The organism is Clostridium culturomicium (assembly GCF_000821305.1).
In the GTDB taxonomy this organism is placed as follows: Bacteria; Bacillota; Clostridia; order Clostridiales; family Clostridiaceae; genus Clostridium_J; species Clostridium_J culturomicium.
On sequence record NZ_CCXK01000017.1, the window covers coordinates 1662380 to 1679752 of the forward strand.

16 protein-coding genes are annotated in these 17373 nt (G+C 32.8%); all 16 read right to left on the minus strand.

Annotated elements, in window-relative coordinates; all coding sequences use genetic code 11:
* Nucleotides 1-11: 11 nt before the first annotated feature.
* A complete protein-coding gene (gene minC / locus BN1075_RS20200; protein WP_040195094.1) occupies nucleotides 12-644 on the minus strand; it encodes a septum site-determining protein MinC in 633 nt (210 codons plus the stop codon).
* Between the two features lie 179 nt (nucleotides 645-823).
* Entirely contained in the window at nucleotides 824-3661 is a 2838-nt protein-coding gene (locus BN1075_RS20205) for a penicillin-binding transpeptidase domain-containing protein (RefSeq protein WP_040195095.1), read from the minus strand.
* A 241-nt stretch (nucleotides 3662-3902) separates the two neighbouring features.
* Nucleotides 3903-6740: a penicillin-binding transpeptidase domain-containing protein gene (locus BN1075_RS20210; RefSeq protein ID WP_148315559.1), complete on the minus strand. Its 2838-nt coding sequence runs from the start codon at nucleotides 6738-6740 to the stop codon at nucleotides 3903-3905.
* 6 nt (nucleotides 6741-6746) lie between these two features.
* The gene (gene mreD / locus BN1075_RS20215; protein ID WP_197072355.1) at nucleotides 6747-7244 is read right to left on the minus strand and encodes a rod shape-determining protein MreD; all 498 of its coding nucleotides are present in this window, start codon (nucleotides 7242-7244) and stop codon (nucleotides 6747-6749) included.
* Between the two features lie 10 nt (nucleotides 7245-7254).
* Nucleotides 7255-8100: a rod shape-determining protein MreC gene (mreC, locus tag BN1075_RS20220; protein ID WP_040195097.1), complete on the minus strand. Its 846-nt coding sequence runs from the start codon at nucleotides 8098-8100 to the stop codon at nucleotides 7255-7257.
* Between the two features lie 2 nt (nucleotides 8101-8102).
* Nucleotides 8103-9113 (minus strand): rod shape-determining protein, encoded by a 1011-nt coding sequence (locus BN1075_RS20225; protein ID WP_040195391.1) that lies wholly within the window; start codon nucleotides 9111-9113, stop codon nucleotides 8103-8105.
* A gap of 18 nt (nucleotides 9114-9131) precedes the next feature.
* Nucleotides 9132-9818: a RadC family protein gene (gene radC / locus BN1075_RS20230; protein WP_040195098.1), complete on the minus strand. Its 687-nt coding sequence runs from the start codon at nucleotides 9816-9818 to the stop codon at nucleotides 9132-9134.
* A 12-nt stretch (nucleotides 9819-9830) separates the two neighbouring features.
* On the minus strand, nucleotides 9831-10406 hold the full coding sequence (locus BN1075_RS20235) for a Maf-like protein (protein WP_040195099.1): 576 nt from the start codon (nucleotides 10404-10406) through the stop codon (nucleotides 9831-9833).
* A gap of 10 nt (nucleotides 10407-10416) precedes the next feature.
* Nucleotides 10417-10677, minus strand: coding sequence for a DUF4321 domain-containing protein (locus tag BN1075_RS20240; RefSeq protein ID WP_040195100.1), 261 nt, complete (start codon nucleotides 10675-10677; stop codon nucleotides 10417-10419).
* Between the two features lie 228 nt (nucleotides 10678-10905).
* Nucleotides 10906-11694, minus strand: coding sequence for an SPOR domain-containing protein (locus BN1075_RS20245; protein ID WP_040195101.1), 789 nt, complete (start codon nucleotides 11692-11694; stop codon nucleotides 10906-10908).
* Between the two features lie 137 nt (nucleotides 11695-11831).
* Nucleotides 11832-12269: a hypothetical protein gene (locus BN1075_RS20250; RefSeq protein ID WP_040195102.1), complete on the minus strand. Its 438-nt coding sequence runs from the start codon at nucleotides 12267-12269 to the stop codon at nucleotides 11832-11834.
* Between the two features lie 65 nt (nucleotides 12270-12334).
* The gene (locus BN1075_RS20255) at nucleotides 12335-13312 is read right to left on the minus strand and encodes a tyrosine-type recombinase/integrase (RefSeq protein WP_040195103.1); all 978 of its coding nucleotides are present in this window, start codon (nucleotides 13310-13312) and stop codon (nucleotides 12335-12337) included.
* 119 nt (nucleotides 13313-13431) lie between these two features.
* Complete coding sequence (locus BN1075_RS20260; RefSeq protein WP_040195104.1) at nucleotides 13432-13686, minus strand: HPr family phosphocarrier protein; 255 nt, start codon at nucleotides 13684-13686, stop codon at nucleotides 13432-13434.
* Nucleotides 13687-13710: 24 nt separating this feature from the next.
* The gene (locus BN1075_RS20265; RefSeq protein WP_040195105.1) at nucleotides 13711-14904 is read right to left on the minus strand and encodes a pyridoxal phosphate-dependent aminotransferase; all 1194 of its coding nucleotides are present in this window, start codon (nucleotides 14902-14904) and stop codon (nucleotides 13711-13713) included.
* Nucleotides 14905-15148: 244 nt separating this feature from the next.
* A complete protein-coding gene (locus BN1075_RS20270; protein WP_040195106.1) occupies nucleotides 15149-15409 on the minus strand; it encodes a stage V sporulation protein S in 261 nt (86 codons plus the stop codon).
* A gap of 166 nt (nucleotides 15410-15575) precedes the next feature.
* The gene (rny, locus tag BN1075_RS20275; protein ID WP_040195107.1) at nucleotides 15576-17123 is read right to left on the minus strand and encodes a ribonuclease Y; all 1548 of its coding nucleotides are present in this window, start codon (nucleotides 17121-17123) and stop codon (nucleotides 15576-15578) included.
* Between the last annotated feature and the right edge of the window lie 250 nt (nucleotides 17124-17373).

Genomic DNA, 17373 nt, shown 5'->3' on the forward strand with positions numbered 1-17373 from the left:
TAATACCTCCATTAAATATATTTATTTACTGAATATGGCTCTACAACAATATTTCCATTTTTTATTTTGGCCACCTCAGGATATTTCGGCTTATCTATATCTTCTGGCGAACGTGTTATAAGATCTCCAATTTTCATCACCTGTGGTGTCAATTCCATAGCTGAAATTATAGCACTATCATTACCATTACACCCAGCAAAAACTGAACCTTTAACCTGCCCTAACACAATAATATTTCCCGCGGCATATACCTCTGCCCCTGAATTTACATCACCAATAATAACAACATTTCCTGGATACTCAAGTCTTTGCCCGCTTCTAACAGTTTTCTTAACAAACTTAGTCTTTCCCTCATTAATACCACTGAATACTCTTTTTTCAGTCGCCTTAATATCCACGAAAGTACAGTCCTTTATCATAAATTCATCATAAAGGAAGGATCTTATCTTCCTTAACTCTCTTGAATCTAATGAATTAACATCTACTGTTATTTTAATAGTAGCACCCTTATAAAATTTTTTTCCCTTTTGAAGCTTATCATTTATAGCTTCGATTAAACTATTTAATGAATTAAATTCATTTAAATTCACAATTAGATTTAATCCTTCTTTTTCTCCCTTTACCTTTATACCATGATTATACATAGGTACCCTCCATATATCGAGATGTTCTTACACTATTTCAACATAGACTGTCAAAATTCCTTCTAAAAATTAAAATTTTTCAAAACTTTTTCTTAAATTTATTCATACTCATTGATAAAATAACACATTTATTTTACAGAAAAAAATTGCAAATGGAAACCCATTTACAATTTTTATAATTATTCTGTCTTTTCTTCTTCCTTTTCTGTCCCAGTTCCATGAAAATCATACATAAATTTATAGCTTGGATCCATTTGTAATATAGTTTCTCTAAAATACTCCTCAAAAGTAGCTCTTGCAATTGTACCTCGATCTCCATCGGAATCAAATAAAAGTGAACATACAATTATTTCTGGGTTATCAAATGGAGCAAAACCAACATAAAGACCAGCTGCGTTTCTACCTATTCCATATTGGATTTTTTCATCAACTACGTTTGCTGTACCTGTTTTACCTCCATTAGGTATTGGAAAACCATTAAATGTACCATTAGTTGTTCCATTTTCCCCTGTAGTAACATCTTGCATTCCTTCCTTCACCGCAGCTATATTACTTTCATTGAACTGTGCCTGACTTATTATTTGCGGTGTTATATCCTGAATTATTTCCCCTGTTTCACCATCGATAATCTTATCAACAAGCTTAACCTCATACCTAGTTCCATTATTTACAAGGGTCGAAATATAGCTAGCTAATTGCAGTGGAGTAAAATAGTTCATACCTTGTCCAATTGATGCATTATATGCATTGGCTGCAGAACTAATCTCAGAACGTGCACTTGAAATCTCCTCATATATAACATATGAAATATTCCATATGTCATCTTCTGTATACCCTATATTCTCTATGGATGCATCTGACTTTATTACTTCTGTTATAAGGCTTGTAAACTTATCTACGTTTTCTTTTTCACTAGAAATTACATCTCTTTTCATTTCTTCCTTGATCTCATCAACTAATGCTTTCTTCTTTGAATTTGTTAATTTCTTCTGCTCTAACTCATCCCCACTACCAATTTCCGGAACTTTTGCAATATTAAATGGTGTATAATACTGAGCAGAGTTTCTAGTACTTATTCCATTGCCTAACAACTCAACTAATCTATTAACATATGCATTGGACAATGTATCCTTACTTGATTCATAATTATAAACTTGACCGAAGTTTTCTGTTATCTCTATTCCTGTAGTCGGTTTTATATCACTGCCTCTTTCAACCCCTAAACCAAGATTCCATGCGTAATGAGCTAAGAAGTCTAAGGTATTAAAGTCTGAACTGCTTTTAGCAAATAATCTATCCGCCACTTCATACATAAAGTAGTTACAAGAAACCTCTAAGGCTCTGGCTGCATTAACCCATTGATGAGACCCCCCTTTATGCCAAATCCAGCAAGCTCCATTATAATCAGGATACCTTTTATTATATTTACCATTATCATAAATGGTAGTATAAGGATCTATTACGCCTTCTTCAAAACCTGCAAGTACAGTTACAGGCTTAAATGTTGATCCTGGTGGAACTAGTGACTGTGTAGCATAATTATAAAATGGTTTTGGGAAAATATCATATACATCCTCACGAATAGTTGTGTTCCCTTCAATTCTTTCATCTATAGGAAACATTCTGTTTAATAGGACTTCTACTCTCTCATCATAACTTAATGAGTTGACTTCTGTAATTGTCAAAAGCCCTGCCTTATTTGCAAGTCCTCGACTCTCAATATATTCTCTTCCCTTTTGTTCAAGGTCTGGACTAAAATACTCCTTAGAAATTTCTGGTGTAAGCATACCTGGGGTTGTAAATATATTAGGATCATATCCAGGTCTGCTAGCAATGGCTAATACTTCACCAGTATTTTTAAGTACAACCACAGCTCCCCTAGTGGCATTTTCAGTATCCTTGCCTCTTTGTGCTCTAACTTGCTCCAAGGTATCATCTAATGCTTTTTCAGCAACTCTCTGTATATCCATATCAATATTTAACTGAACAACATTCCCTGCATAAGCTTCAACTTCCCCCAACACAGCCACTCTTCGCCCAGCCTTATTTATTTGTATTCGCTGCTGCCCTTTACTTCCTTTTAACTGTGATTCATAAGCTGCCTCTATTCCTGATTTACCTACTTCATCAGTATTTGCATCATATCCTAACTCCTCATATAACTCTTCATTCCAAGGATCTATAGCTGAAATATATCCTAAAAATGCTGAGCCCAAATCTTTTTCTGGATAATATCTCATTGGCTTATTTCCCACTGAAATCCCTGGAAGATTAGCCTGAAGCTGTTGAAAAATAAATGCTGTTTCCTGGTCAAGATTATTAGCGATAATTACTTGATCAAAACCCGAGAAACTCTGCATCTTTAAACTATCCTTTATAACAATAAGTCTTCTTTCTTCCTCTAGGGTACACTCATAATATTGTGTTATCCCATAATCTTCTTCAAGCTTTCTATATACTTCTTCTGCAGTTACCTTTAATAAAAGCTCATCAATCAACTTTTTTTCAGCTGAAGTCAGTTCAGACATTTTCACCTCCTTGCCAAACTTGTTTCTTGCAATAACTTCATCAAAGCCTCTATCCTTTTTAAAACGCTGCTCTATCCATCTTCTACTTTCTTCATCAGTAGCTTGAAAACTAAATTCAAGCTTTCCATCTCTTATAACGATTGGGAAATCATCCACCATTGAAATATTCTTTTCATTTAATATATCAAATACCTTTTTCATGGTTGGATAAAAATCCGCCTTACTTTCAGTGGTTTCTGTAAATTCTAAAGTATAACTTTGAACGCTAGTAGCTAATATATTTCCATTCCTATCAACAATATCACCTCTTGCTGCTGGAACTGATACATTCATATTATTATTGTTATTTGATATTTCTCTATATTCATCCACTAAAAATATCTGTAAATATATAAGTCTAACTGTAATTATGCAGAAAATCAATCCCATAACTATGTAAAATATCTTATATCTAGCTCGTTCATTTTTATTTTTTCTATTCTTATTCATTGATAATAAAGTCTCCATTTCTCACTAAGTGTTTTTCTGATATCCGTAAAATAATCAGTTACTTATTAACTAAATGATAAAATCGCATCTCATCATATCCTACTCTTACACTATTTCAACATTTATCATCAAAAACCTTCTATAAATTTCAAATTAATCATATATAAGTATATTATTAACAATGAAGTCAGTATTATTATAATAAAAATAACAAACGGAAAACCGTTTGTTATTTCTTGTTTTATTCTGTTTTATTTTCTGCTGTTTCTTCTGTCGTATGGAAATCATACATAAATTTGTATCCTGGATTCATTTCTAAGATAGCTTCTCTGAAATATTCTTCAAAAGTAGCTCTCGCAATTGTTCCTCTATCTCCATCAGAGTCAAATAGGATTGAACAAACAACAATTTCAGGATTATCATATGGTGCGAATCCAACATAAAGCCCCGCTGCATTTCTTCCAATTGCGTCTTGTATCTTTTCATCAACTACGTTTGATGTACCAGTTTTACCACCACTTGGTATTGGGAAGCCATTAAAAACTCCGTTAGTAGTTCCATTCTCCCCTGCTGTAACGTCTCTCATTCCAGCCTTAACAGCATCAATATTACTTTGATTAAACTCAGCTTTACTTATAATCTGTGGCGTATAATCCTTTATTACTTCACCTGTTTCACTATCAAGAACCTTATCAACAAGCTTAACTTCGTATCTATTTCCACCATTAACAAGAGTAGCTATATAACTAGCTACTTGAAGTGGTGTAAAGTAATTCATACCCTGACCAATTGATGCGTCATAAGCATTAGCCGCAGAATTAATACTAGTACGAGCATCATTTACACAATGAAACATTGCTAATGCAATATAATAAATATCATCATCTGTGTACCCTATAGCCTCGATAGCTTTATCTGACTTTATTACTTCTTGTATTAAGCCAGTAAATCTTTCGATAATTTCATTCTCTTCGGCCTTAGTTTCTCTTTTAATCTCTTCTTTTAAAGCATCTACTAAAGCCTTCTTTTTAGAATTTGTTAATTTCTTCTGTTCTAACTCTTTACCACTTCCGAATTCAGGAACCTTAACAATATCAAAAGGTTTATAATGAACTCTGCTGTCTCTAGAGTTAATTCCCTGCTCCAAAAATTCAACTAATTGATTTATATAAGCATTAGTAAGAGTATCCTTACTTGATTCATAGTTATACACCTGGCCAAAATTCTCAGTGATTTCAATTCCTGTTGTAGGCTTAATATCACTGCCCCTTGGCACCCCTAGCCCTAACTTCCAAGCATACTGAGCCAAGAAATCCAGTGTGTTAATATCTCCACCTGTTTTAGCATACAGTCTATCTGCCACATCATACATAAAGTAGTTACAAGAAACCTCTAGGGCTTTTGCAGCATTAATCCATCCATGAGAACCTCTATACTTATTGTAAATCCAACATGCACCTTTATAATCAGGATATCTTGAATTATAATGACCATTATCATATATAGTTGTATACGGTGTTATTACTCCCTCTTCTAAACCTGCTAAAACTGTAACTGGTTTAAAAGTTGATCCTGGAGGCACTAGGGATTGCGTCGCATAGTTATAAAAAGGTTTAGGAAATATATCATAGAAGTCTTCTCTAATAGTTGTATTTCCTTCAATTCTGTCATCTAAAGGAAACATTCTGTTTAAAACAAGTTCAACTCTTTCCTCGTAACTTAAAGAATTCAGTTCATCTCTTGATAAAATTCCTTCTAAATTTGCAAGACCTCGAGATTCAATGTATTCTCTTCCCTTCTTTTCTAAATCAGGATTAAAGTACTCTTGAGAAATTTCTGGTGTCAAAAGCCCTGGAACTGTAAACATATTTGGATCAAAACCTGGTCTGCTTGCAAGCGCAAGAACTTCACCTGTAGTTTTCATAACTACAACAGCTCCCCTTGTAGCATTTTCAGTTTTCTTTCCGCTTTGATTTCTAATCTGCTCAAGAGTATCATCAAGAGCTTTTTCAGCAACTTTTTGAATATCCATATCAATATTAAGCTTTACTGTATCTCCAGCATAAGCTTCAACTTCTCCAAGCACAGCAACTCTACGTCCTGCCTTATTAACTTGAATTCGCTGCTGTCCCTTTGTACCTTTTAAGTCTGCTTCAAAAGCAGCTTCTATCCCTGTTTTACCAACTTCATCAGTATTCACATTATAACCTTGTTCTTCATAAACTTCTTCATTCCAAGGATCTATAGCCGATATGTATCCTAAGAAAGCAGATCCAAGATCATTTTCCGGATAATATCTCATAGGCTTATTATCCACTGAAATTCCCGGAAGGCTTGCTTGAAGCTGTTGAAAAACAAAAGCTGTTTCTTGATCTAAGCTATTAGCAATTGTTATTTGATCATACCCAGAGTAACTAGACATTTTCAAGTTGTCCTTTATAATTATAAGATTTCTTTCTTCTTCTAAAGTACATTCATAGTATTGTGTAATACCATAATCCTTTTCCAACTGTCTAAATGCCTCTTCTGCAGTGATCTGTAATAACAATTCCTCGATTTTTGCATTTTGCTCGTCATCAAGCTCTGACATTTTAACATCATCGCCGTACTCTTTCCTAGCGATAATTTCATCAAAACCTCTATCTTTTTTAAATCTCAATTCTAACCATCTTCTACTTTGTTCATCCGTGGACTGAAAATTAAATTCAAGTTTCCCTTCGGAATTAATAACAATAGCAAAATCATCTACCATAGGTATCTTCTTCTCTTCTAAAATTTCAAATACCTTTTTCATAGTTGAATAAAAATTTGCTTTACTTTCTGGTGTTTCAGTGAAATCTAAAGTATAGCTTTGAACACTAGTTGCAAAAACATTTCCATCTGCATCTATAATATCGCCCCTAGCTGCAGGTACTGAAACATTCATGTAATTATTATTGTTCGCTTTATCTCTATACTCATCTACCATTACTACTTGAAGATATATAAGTCTAGCAGAAATAATAGCAAAAATAACTCCCATTGCTATATAAAATACTTTATATCTTGAAAGATCTTTTTTATTATTATCATTACTCATATGTTATTAGAATCTCCATTCCTTTTTAATAGTTTTACTCTGACTGAATTTAAGAGTAATCTTATACATAAATACTGCTAATACCATATCATATAACCCCTTGTAAGGTATTAGGTATAAGAAATTATTGCTTTTTTTAATCAGTATCAGAAGCATATAAATCATAATGCTCTTCAACATACTTAATAGGAATGTAGATAGAATTGGAATTATTGCTTTTTCTTTAAAAATACTTTCTCCAACCTTAGCTGCCAGGATGCCTACAATCATGTTTACAAGCATATTTACACCAAAAACTCCTGGCATATATATGTCTTGAAGCAAACCTGCTGCTACCCCTATGATAATCCCTTCAGCATAGCCATTAATAATTGAGTAGCATACTAAAAAAACAAAAAGAGTACTTGGAAATATATTTTTTATAGAAATCATCGGAATAATAGTGTTATCTAAAATAAAAAGGGTGATAATTATTAATGAAATATATAATATTTTTTTCGGCAAAGGATTTCTATTAGTATTTGACATCTCTAGTTTCCTTTGGTACTACAATTGTTATTTGCTCTAGTTTACTGAATTCTACTGAAGGTTTAATAATCGCAGCTTTAGTTACGTTGGCTTTATCATCATAAATCTCTAGAACTTCGCCTATTTTTATACCTTTAGGGTAAATTCCACCTAGTCCTGAGGTTAATATCTCATCGCCAACCTTAACCTTTGAATCTAAAGAAAGGCCTTCTATAACAGCTAAGAACTTATCCTCATTTCCCTTATAACCTTTTACTATACCATTGCTTTCTTCCGTACTTAAAACATATCCAGCAACCGCAACGTTCTCATTACATAAGCTTTCAACTATACTCCAATTATCCCCAACACTAGTAACCTGACCAACTAAGCCTTCACCTTCAATTGCAACCATACCCTTTTGTATTCCATCTTTTTCACCCTTATTAATTATGTAACCATCTAAAAAGTTATTCCCTGCGATTCCCACAATATCTGCACCAACATAATTATATTGTTCATTGGCATCAGTGAAATTTAATACACTTCTAAGCTTTTCATTTTCTTTTCTTAATATTTCATTTTGAATATCTAAGGATTTTAATCTTTCGTTTTCAGATTTTAGGTCTTCATTTTCAGTTTTTATATTCTTATAGTTAAAAATAAAACTTACTGAATCTTTTATTTTATTACTTGCTTTATACAAAACACCTTGTACTGAGTTAACAACACTACCAACACCATTTTCTACTAAAGACATATTATCTTTTTGAACTGAATAACCAATTAGCCCCAAAAAGGACACTGACAGTAGTATAACTATTACTGCCAGCTTATTTTTGAATAACTTCATATTTACTTTCTGCTAATTATGTCTACGTTATCTAATGCTTTTCCAGCTCCTATAGCAACACAATCTAATGGTATTTCTGCTATATTAACTGGCATATGAGTTTCATGACCAATTAATTTATCCAATCCTCTTAGTAGTGCGCCTCCACCTGTAAGCATTATTCCCTTATCCATAATGTCAGCTGCAAGTTCTGGTGGTGTTTTTTCTAAAGTAGTTTTTATTGAATCTATTATTGCATATACTGGCTCTCTTAAAGCTTCTCTAACTTCGCCTTCTCTAATTTCAACAACCTTTGGTAGTCCTGTAATAAGATCTCTACCTCTTATTTGCATAATTCTTGGCTCTTCATCTTCTATTTCATAAGCTGAACCTAATTCTATTTTAACATTTTCAGCTGTTCTTTCACCTATCATAAGATTATATTGCTTCTTTATGTAAGCAATTATTGCTTGATCTAATTCGTCTCCAGCCACTCTTAAAGACATGCTTGTTACGATACCACCAAGAGATATAATAGCAACCTCAGTTGTTCCTCCTCCGATATCTACAACCATACTACCAGTTGGTTCATTTACTGGTAATCCTGCTCCTATAGCTGCTGCCATTGGCTCTTCCATTAAGTATGCTTCTCTAGCACCTGCATTTTTTGTAGCTTCATATATAGCTCTCTTCTCAACCTCAGTTACTCCTGACGGGAAGCAAACTACTATTCTAGGGCTTTTAAATGAGTTTTTAGCTCCTACTTTTTCTATGAAATGCTTAAGCATTTTTTCTGTAACGTCAAAGTCAGCTATAACTCCGTCCTTCATTGGTCTTATTGCAACAATGTTTCCAGGTGTTCTACCTATCATTTTTTTAGCTTCATTTCCAACTGCTAAAACCTTACCTGTATTTTTGTTGATAGCAACAACTGATGGCTCTCTTAAAACAATACCTTTTCCTTTAATATATACTAATGTATTTGCAGTTCCTAAATCTATTCCCATGTCTCTTGACTTTCCAAATAAACCCATAACCTTTTCTCCTTCCAACTAAACAATTCCTTTTTCTTTTAAACTTATATAGGTTTCATTTCCTATAATAATATGATCTAAAACTTCAATTCCAAGTAGAGTTCCACATTCCTTTAACCTTTTAGTTATTAAAATATCCTCTTTACTAGGAGATGGATCACCGGATGGATGATTGTGACACAATATCACCGATGCACTACTAGCCTTTATTGCTTCAATAAAGACTTCTCTTGGATGAACAATAGAACTATTTAAGTTTCCTATAGATACATCCTTAACTGATATAATTATATTTTTAGTATTTAGCATAATAAGTTTAAAATATTCTTTTTTTAAACTCTTCATTTCATTCATCATATAAAAAGCTACATCCTTAGGATTTGAAACAGAAAATTCATCTCCAGACTTAAAACTTTTAAATCTCCCTGCAAGTTCAGCAAGAGCAAGTATCTGAGATGCTTTAGCTTCTCCAATGCCCTTCACTTGTTTTAAATCTTCTGGCGATAAATTAATAAGTCCATTAATTCCACCAAAATGAGATATAACTCTGTCACAAAGCTTTAATACATTTTCATCCTTTGTTCCAGTTCTTAATATTAATGCCAAAAGCTCTGAATTGCTCATGGCTTCTGATCCATATCTAAGAATCTTTTCCCTTGGTCTTTCATTTTTAGGTAAATCCTTCACTCGTAATTTATAATTCATAAATTAACTCCTTTATAGATTTACCCCCATCTCCCTCAGTAATAAAAATACAGTATTTAAAGAGAAGCCTACTACATTATAGTAACAGCCCTTTATTCCTTCTACAAATAAAGCGCCCCCATCCTGTATTCCATAAGCTCCTGCTTTTCCGTCACTCTGTCCTGATTCTACATACTTAAATATCATATCATCAGATAACTCACTAAACTTAACTTCCGTACAAACACTTTTAGTTATAATTTTATTTGTTTTACTATTTATCATAGCAATCCCTGAATAAACCTGATGTACTTTACCACTAAGCTCCTTAAGCATCTTCACAGCTGCTTCACGATTTGAAGGTTTTCCTAAAATCTTCCCATTCAAATACACAATAGTATCACAACCAATAATAATGCTTTCTTTTTGGACTTTATGCAGAATATCATTAGCCTTTCCTGTGGCTAATTCACAAACATACCTATCTATATCTCCATGATACTCAATGGAACTTTCATCAAAATCACTTGCATTTATTGTAAAATCTTCAGTGATTCTTTTTAAAAGTTCTTGCCTCCTTGGAGATGCTGATGCTAAAACAATATCCATATTTACCTCCTTAGATCTTTCTGTATATCACAATTGCTAATATTATACCTATTATAGCCATTATATTTAAGCTAAAATTCAACCCAAAGGTTATTTCCATGACCTTTAAATCAATAATAAGTGGGCTTTGAAACCCTATAGCATAAGTTTTCCCCAAAAATTCTAAGTTAGTAAAAGTATTTCCTAAAAACTGTCCTATAAAACTTCCAGAAATGGCACCTAAAAGTGTTATGAATATATATTCCTTTGTGCTTTTATATGTTTTCCCCATAAAAACATCCCCCAGTATATTCAAACTTCAAAATATACCATAATTATTTATGCTTATATATTTTATATCTAATATAGTGTAACATTTAATATTTTTTTACACAAGACTATAACAATTTTTTTTAAAAATTTAAGCTGTTTGTAACTTTTTATTTACAAACAGCTTATTACTCAAAATTATATTATATTTTTTATTATTCTTCGTCGATTCATAACGTATTATGTTTTTCTATTTAAAAGCTTTTATCTTATCATATATCAATTTCATTCCATCTTGAAGAGCACTTTTATCAACTTCCTCTGGTAAGTTATTAATATATGTTTTCATTTCTTCTACAGCTGCATATTGCTTCATGGTTGATTCAATGGCATCCAATCCTCCAACCCAGCTTTTTATATCACTTGTTTTCAATGATTTGACTCCACTTTCATAAGTTTTATTCATTACCTCTATCATATTTTCTGATATCTTACAAAGCTGGCCTGCTGATAAATCTTCTACAGGTACAGTTATCGTAACTTTAGAATTCTCTATTCCTTTACTGCTTAGAAGTTCTGTTGCTGCTCCAATGGTCTCATCAGTATAAACCCCAAAATATACCTTAGTTAATTCACCCTCTGTTTCAGTGAAAGGTCTTCCATATAATTTTAATGTATCCAGAACCTTATTAGCATTTTCTTGAACTTTAAACACTCCGCATTGAAGAATATAAAAATTGTATTTATCCTTCACTACTTCCCCGTCGCCATCTTTATCCTTTTCATCTTCTGTTATTGGAGCTGCACTATTGCTATCTCCTTCATTTTGATTACCACTTCCACCTTCCGATGGTTCCTTTGTCTGACCCTGACCTTGCTGACCTTGATTTTTAAACCAGATTCCATTCCCCTCTTTAAGCAAAAACTTTTGAACAAACGTTCCCAAAACTAATGCTAATAACAATGTTAATGCTACATAAAATAAAAGATTGCTACCTTGCTTTTTTTTAGGTCTTCCATTATATCTTGTGTACTTCATTTTCTTCCCCCTCCTAACTCTAAATCCCCACCATTAAAAAGGCTTATTAATTTATACAAAAAGTTACTTCAAAATATAACTTCATATCTTTATTTTCCAAATAAAAAAACCGACATGAACTGTCGATTTTCTTATCCTTACTCACCATAACGCAAAGATAGCCTTATTACTCTTCTAATAAATTTTTTAGCCTTATCATATGGCATTCCATTAGCTTGAAGAAATTTAAATATCCCAACATTACTTGTTTCAATATCCTTCAACACATCTTCCACTCTTTCATCACTAGCAGCATCTTCATCTTTCAACTCTACCTCTCTGAACTTCATATGTTCATCAGTGTCATCCTTTGAATTAAAGTTTCCTTCTAAGGCTCTTTCGATTTCCATTCCATCTTCTACTGCTTTTAAATCTATGACTTGCCCCACTACCCCATGACCAGGGCTTTGAAAACCTCTTCTTGGCATTATACCCACCATTCCACAGGAGGATATAAAATCCCTCATTTCCTCAGGCAAGGAATTGTGTGTTATTGGTGCTAATGGCACAAACTCAAATTCATTCTCATTCCCCATAAACATACCTCCATTTTGTAATTTATAATAAAATGTATGCCTAGAGGTTAAAATAAATTACTCTTTTATATAATATCTATATTATCTCCTGGATTTTCTCTTAATTTATCTATGGAGTGAATATATCTGTTAGTTGTCGCTATACTTCTGTGTGCTGCAAACTCTCTTACCTTCTCAATAGTGGCCCCTTGCGTTATTGCCATCGTAATAGCACTATGTCTTGTAGAATGTACTTTTAACTTTTTATTTATGCCACATTCCATTGCTACTTTCTTTATCATATAATTCAAAGTGCTTGGATCTAGTTTTTCGTTGTTTCTTTTATTTACACCATGTCCAACAAAAAGATATTCTGATTTATTATCTTCAAAATTTCTACCTGTAGCGTAAAGATATTCTTCTATAAGTTCCTTTATTTTAGGTTGAAGTTTTACTAAATCCTTCTTTCCACCTTTTCTCGTAACTTCAATAACATCATATTGTCCATATCTTGTGACATGAGAAATTTTTATGTTTATCATTTCAGATTTTCTCAAGGCAGTAGTTAAAGCTAATGCAAGTATTGTTTTATTTCTAAGTCCTAATACTGTAGATGTATCTATACTTCCAATTAAAGTTTTAGCTTCATCCTCCGTTAAAAATTCAGTAATTTTATTGGTGATTACTGGTTTTTCTTCTTTAACATTAGCAAAAGGATTAAATTTTATTAACCTTATATCACTATAATTGTCTTCATATTTCATCAGCCATTTATACAATGCACTTAAAGAAGATATCTTTCTATTTATTGTAGCTGAAGAATAACCTTTATTCTGCAGCTCCATTATGTATTGCTGAACATGAAAAATATTTATACTTCTTATGTATTCTAAATCTATTTCATCAACTTCTTCTACTCCAAAAAAATCCTTTATATCTCTTTCATAACTGATAGCTGTGTGTTCACTTTTACCTGCCTTCAATTCTAAAAAAGCTCTTATAAAATGTTTTTTACTTCCTATCTGAAGCTGTCTTCTATTATTATATACAATTACGTCTTCCATAAATCCCCCATAGCATAAAAGAACCATCTCCTAAGAGATAGTTCTTTAATTGAGTCTACAATTTCACTTTGCCTTACTCGAACAAACTTCTTTCAATTTATAAAAAGTTTTTTATTTAATTACAGTCCTTGTACGACAGCAGTAATTTCTTCTAGAGCAATTTCTTCATCAGTTCCGTTAGTAATTAATTTCACTGAATATCCTTTATTAACTCCAAGAGATAAAACTCCTATTAAGCTTTTAGCATTAGCACATTTCCCATTGCATTCTATGGAAACTTCACATTTAAAAGTTGTAGCCTTCTGCACTAATAAAGTAGCTGGTCTAGCGTGTAGTCCTTGTGAATTATTAATAACTAATTCTCTTGTTAGCATGTAATCACCTCGTCTCTACATAAATTATTTTAAGTCACCTACAAACTTTTCTATTCGATTTAAACCATTCTTTATATTTTCTATAGAGGTAGCATAAGAAAGTCTAATAAACTCATCTGCTCCAAAAGCAACACCTGGTACAACTGCAACCTTTTCTCTTTCAAGAAGAAGATCACTAAACACTAGGGAATTTTCTATAACTTTTCCATCTACTTCTTTTCCAATAGCCTTTGATATATTTACCATAACATAAAAGGCACCGTCAGGTTTTACACAAGATAGATTATCTATAGTATTTACTCTTTCAACCATAAAGTTTCTTCTTTTTTCAAATTCTTTATTCATATTCACTACAGGAGTTTGATCCCCCATTAAAGCTTCCACTGAAGCATATTGTGATATAGAACAAGGATTTGATGTAGTATGACTTTGAACATTTGACATCAATGAAGCTATCTGTTCACTTGCAGCCGCGTAACCAATTCTCCAACCAGTCATAGCATATGCTTTTGACACTCCATTTATAACTATTGTTCTATTATAAGCATCTTCAGAAATACTAGCTATGGATGTATGTATCATTTCTCCATAAATAAGTTTTTCATATATCTCATCTGATATAATTATTATATCATGTTTTTGAGCAAATTCCGCAATTTTTTCTAATTCATTTTTATTGTAAATTGCTCCTGTAGGATTGCTTGGACTATTTAGTACAATAGCTTTCGTTTTTTTTGTTACCACTTTTTCTAATTCTTCTATGGTTAATTTGAAGCCGTCACCTTCCTTAGCTTCAACTACAACAGGCACTCCATCAGATAATTTTATAAGTTCTGGATAACTAACCCAATATGGGCTTCCAACAATTACTTCATCACCTGGATTTAATATTGCCTTAAATGCATTATCAAGACTTTGCTTTGCCCCATTAGACACAACAATTTGTGAAGTTTTATAAGTTAATTCATTATCTACTTTAAGTTTCTCCACTATAGCCTGTTTTAATTCAATGGTCCCTGAAGCTGGTGTATATCTTGTATATCCTGCTTCGATAGCTTTAATACCAGCATCTTTAATATACTTTGGTGTTTCGAAATCTGGTTCTCCTACCCCAAATCCTATTACATCTAAGCCTTCTGACTTCATCTTCTTAGCCTTAGCTGAAATAGCTAATGTGAGTGATGGTGAAATTTCCATAGCCTTTTGTGATAACATCATTATAAACGCCCCCCACGATTCTATATTAAATTTAAACCCATTTACATTATAATATGCTTATACATATTATTCCCAAATTCATCATAACACTTATTGAATATAGTGTAAAGATTCTTTGAAAACTTTACATTATCCCCTTTCAATTAATTAATGATTCAGAATTTACTGTTATATTGTTCTAAATTGTCCCCTCCCCTAACAACAAGAAGAAAGGAATCACCTCAGCAATTCCTCTCTATAACCTCTATCTTGTTTGAACAATAAGCTTGATGGCTGTTCTTTCTTCTCCATCAATATCAACCTCTGCAAAAGCTGGAACACACACCAAATCAACTCCGCTAGGCGCCACGAACCCCCTTGCAATTGCAACCGCCTTTACAGCTTGGTTTATTGCTGCAGCTCCTATAGCTTGAATTTCAGCTCCCCCACTTTGCCTTACAACACTAGCAAGAGCCCCTGCCACTGAATTTGGACTAGATTTCGCTGATACCTTTAATACTTCCATGATATACCTCCTACTATTACGAATTGCTTTAAATCATATTATTTCATTTGCAAGTTGCATCAGTTCATTTACTAAATATTTCTACGCCAGAATTAAAAATTCCTTTATTTAATTAACAAAAGCCTCCTAATTTATATTAGGAGGCTTAACCTTTTAACAACTTTAATTATTTTGCATATTCTACTGCTCTTGTTTCTCTGATAACATTAACTTTGATTTGTCCCGGATACTCAAGTTCATCTTCAATTTTCTTAACAATATCCCTTGCTACCTCAATAGCTCCTGCATCATCAACATCTTCTGGTTTAATCATAATTCTAATTTCTCTTCCGGCTTGAATTGCATACGACTTTTCTACACACTCATAAGAATTTGCGATTTCTTCTAATTTTTCTAATCTTTTGATATATGCTTCTAGAGTCTCTCTTCTTGCACCAGGTCTTGCTGCTGATATAGCATCCGCCGCTTGCACTAGAACAGCCTCTAAAGATTGATATTCCATATCTCCATGATGAGCTCCTATAGCATTAACAACTATTGGAGATTCATGACATTTTTTGGCAATTTCAGCTCCAATTAATGCATGTGGTCCTTCAACCTCATGATCTACTGCCTTACCAATATCGTGTAGTAATCCACATCTCTTAGCAAGTGTAGGATCAATTCCAAGCTCTGACGCCATAAGTCCAGCTAAATAAGAAACTTCAATAGAATGCTTAAGTACATTCTGACCATAACTAGTTCTATATTTCAACCTTCCTAATAGTCTGATTATTTCAACATGTAATCCATGAATACCTGTTTCGAATGTGGCTTGCTCGCCCTCTTCTCTTATGTCGTTTTCTACATCCTTCTTAGCTTTTTCAACCATTTCTTCTATTCTTGCAGGGTGTATTCTTCCGTCTACTATTAGTTTCTCCAAGGCAATTTTAGCTACCTCTCTTCTAATAGGGTCAAAGGCTGAAAGAATAACCGCTTCCGGAGTATCGTCTATGATTAAATCAACTCCTGTTAGAGTTTCAAGGGCTCTGATATTTCTACCTTCACGCCCAATAATTCTTCCCTTCATTTCATCATTTGGAAGAGACACTACATGTACTGTTGATTCAGCTACATGGTCTGCTGCACATCTCTGTATAGCATAAGTAATTATTTCTCTAGCCTTTTTATCGGCTTCTTCTTTAGCTTTAGATTCAACTTCTTTAATCATTATCGCTGTTTCATGTTTAATTTCTCTTTTTACCTCATCCAAAAGGATTTGTTTTGCTTCCTCTGAGGTTAGCCCTGCTACTCTTTGTAATTCTTCTCTAACACTATTGTAGAGTTCTTGTATGCCTGACTCTAAAGTTTCAACATCCTGTTGTTTTTTCTGTAGGGTTTCTTCTTTCTTTTCAATAGCCATGGTCTTCTTATCAAGCGTTTCTTCCTTTTGAAGAACTCTTCTTTCCAACCTTTGAATTTCATTTCTTCTTTCTCTTGATTCCTTATCAAAATCAGCTCTTAATCTATGAACTTCTTCCTTAGCTTCAAGGATAGCTTCTTTCTTCTTAGATTCAGCATCTTTTTGTGCTTCTTCTACAATTTTTTTAGCCTCCTCCTCTGATTTGGATACATTGGCTAAAGATATATTTTTTCTTGTATAAATTAATACGAAAATCCCAAGTAAACAAACAGCTATTATCACAGCTATAATTAAAATAACTTTACCAGTCATTTCCCAACACCTCCTTTGCTTATTTTATGACATTTATTTGCAGTAAAATGAAAGCGTGAAAAGGTGCATATTCTATTCAAATCCATTATTATATTAAACCAGTATTTGTATTCATTTTATATTACTTTAACACCATTGTCAAGTTTATTACTAAATACTACAAATTCCCTTCCTTCTCTAAAATCTTGTAATTTCAACACTTTGTGCACACAAAAAAAGATAAATAAATTTTTCCCAAAAGGAAAATTTT

Coding starts and splice junctions, on each gene's coding strand:
- minC (WP_040195094.1), bottom strand. CDS start 644: ATGTATAATCATGGTATAAAGGTAAAGGGAGAAAAAGAAGGATTAAAT.
- BN1075_RS20205 (WP_040195095.1), bottom strand. CDS start 3,661: ATGAATAAGAATAGAAAAAATAAAAATGAACGAGCTAGATATAAGATA.
- BN1075_RS20210 (WP_148315559.1), bottom strand. CDS start 6,740: ATGAGTAATGATAATAATAAAAAAGATCTTTCAAGATATAAAGTATTT.
- mreC (WP_040195097.1), bottom strand. CDS start 8,100: ATGAAGTTATTCAAAAATAAGCTGGCAGTAATAGTTATACTACTGTCA.
- BN1075_RS20225 (WP_040195391.1), bottom strand. CDS start 9,113: ATGGGTTTATTTGGAAAGTCAAGAGACATGGGAATAGATTTAGGAACT.
- radC (WP_040195098.1), bottom strand. CDS start 9,818: ATGAATTATAAATTACGAGTGAAGGATTTACCTAAAAATGAAAGACCA.
- BN1075_RS20235 (WP_040195099.1), bottom strand. CDS start 10,406: ATGGATATTGTTTTAGCATCAGCATCTCCAAGGAGGCAAGAACTTTTA.
- BN1075_RS20240 (WP_040195100.1), bottom strand. CDS start 10,677: ATGGGGAAAACATATAAAAGCACAAAGGAATATATATTCATAACACTT.
- BN1075_RS20245 (WP_040195101.1), bottom strand. CDS start 11,694: ATGAAGTACACAAGATATAATGGAAGACCTAAAAAAAAGCAAGGTAGC.
- BN1075_RS20250 (WP_040195102.1), bottom strand. CDS start 12,269: ATGGGGAATGAGAATGAATTTGAGTTTGTGCCATTAGCACCAATAACA.
- BN1075_RS20255 (WP_040195103.1), bottom strand. CDS start 13,312: ATGGAAGACGTAATTGTATATAATAATAGAAGACAGCTTCAGATAGGA.
- BN1075_RS20260 (WP_040195104.1), bottom strand. CDS start 13,686: ATGCTAACAAGAGAATTAGTTATTAATAATTCACAAGGACTACACGCT.
- BN1075_RS20265 (WP_040195105.1), bottom strand. CDS start 14,904: ATGATGTTATCACAAAAGGCTATGGAAATTTCACCATCACTCACATTA.
- BN1075_RS20270 (WP_040195106.1), bottom strand. CDS start 15,409: ATGGAAGTATTAAAGGTATCAGCGAAATCTAGTCCAAATTCAGTGGCA.
- rny (WP_040195107.1), bottom strand. CDS start 17,123: ATGACTGGTAAAGTTATTTTAATTATAGCTGTGATAATAGCTGTTTGT.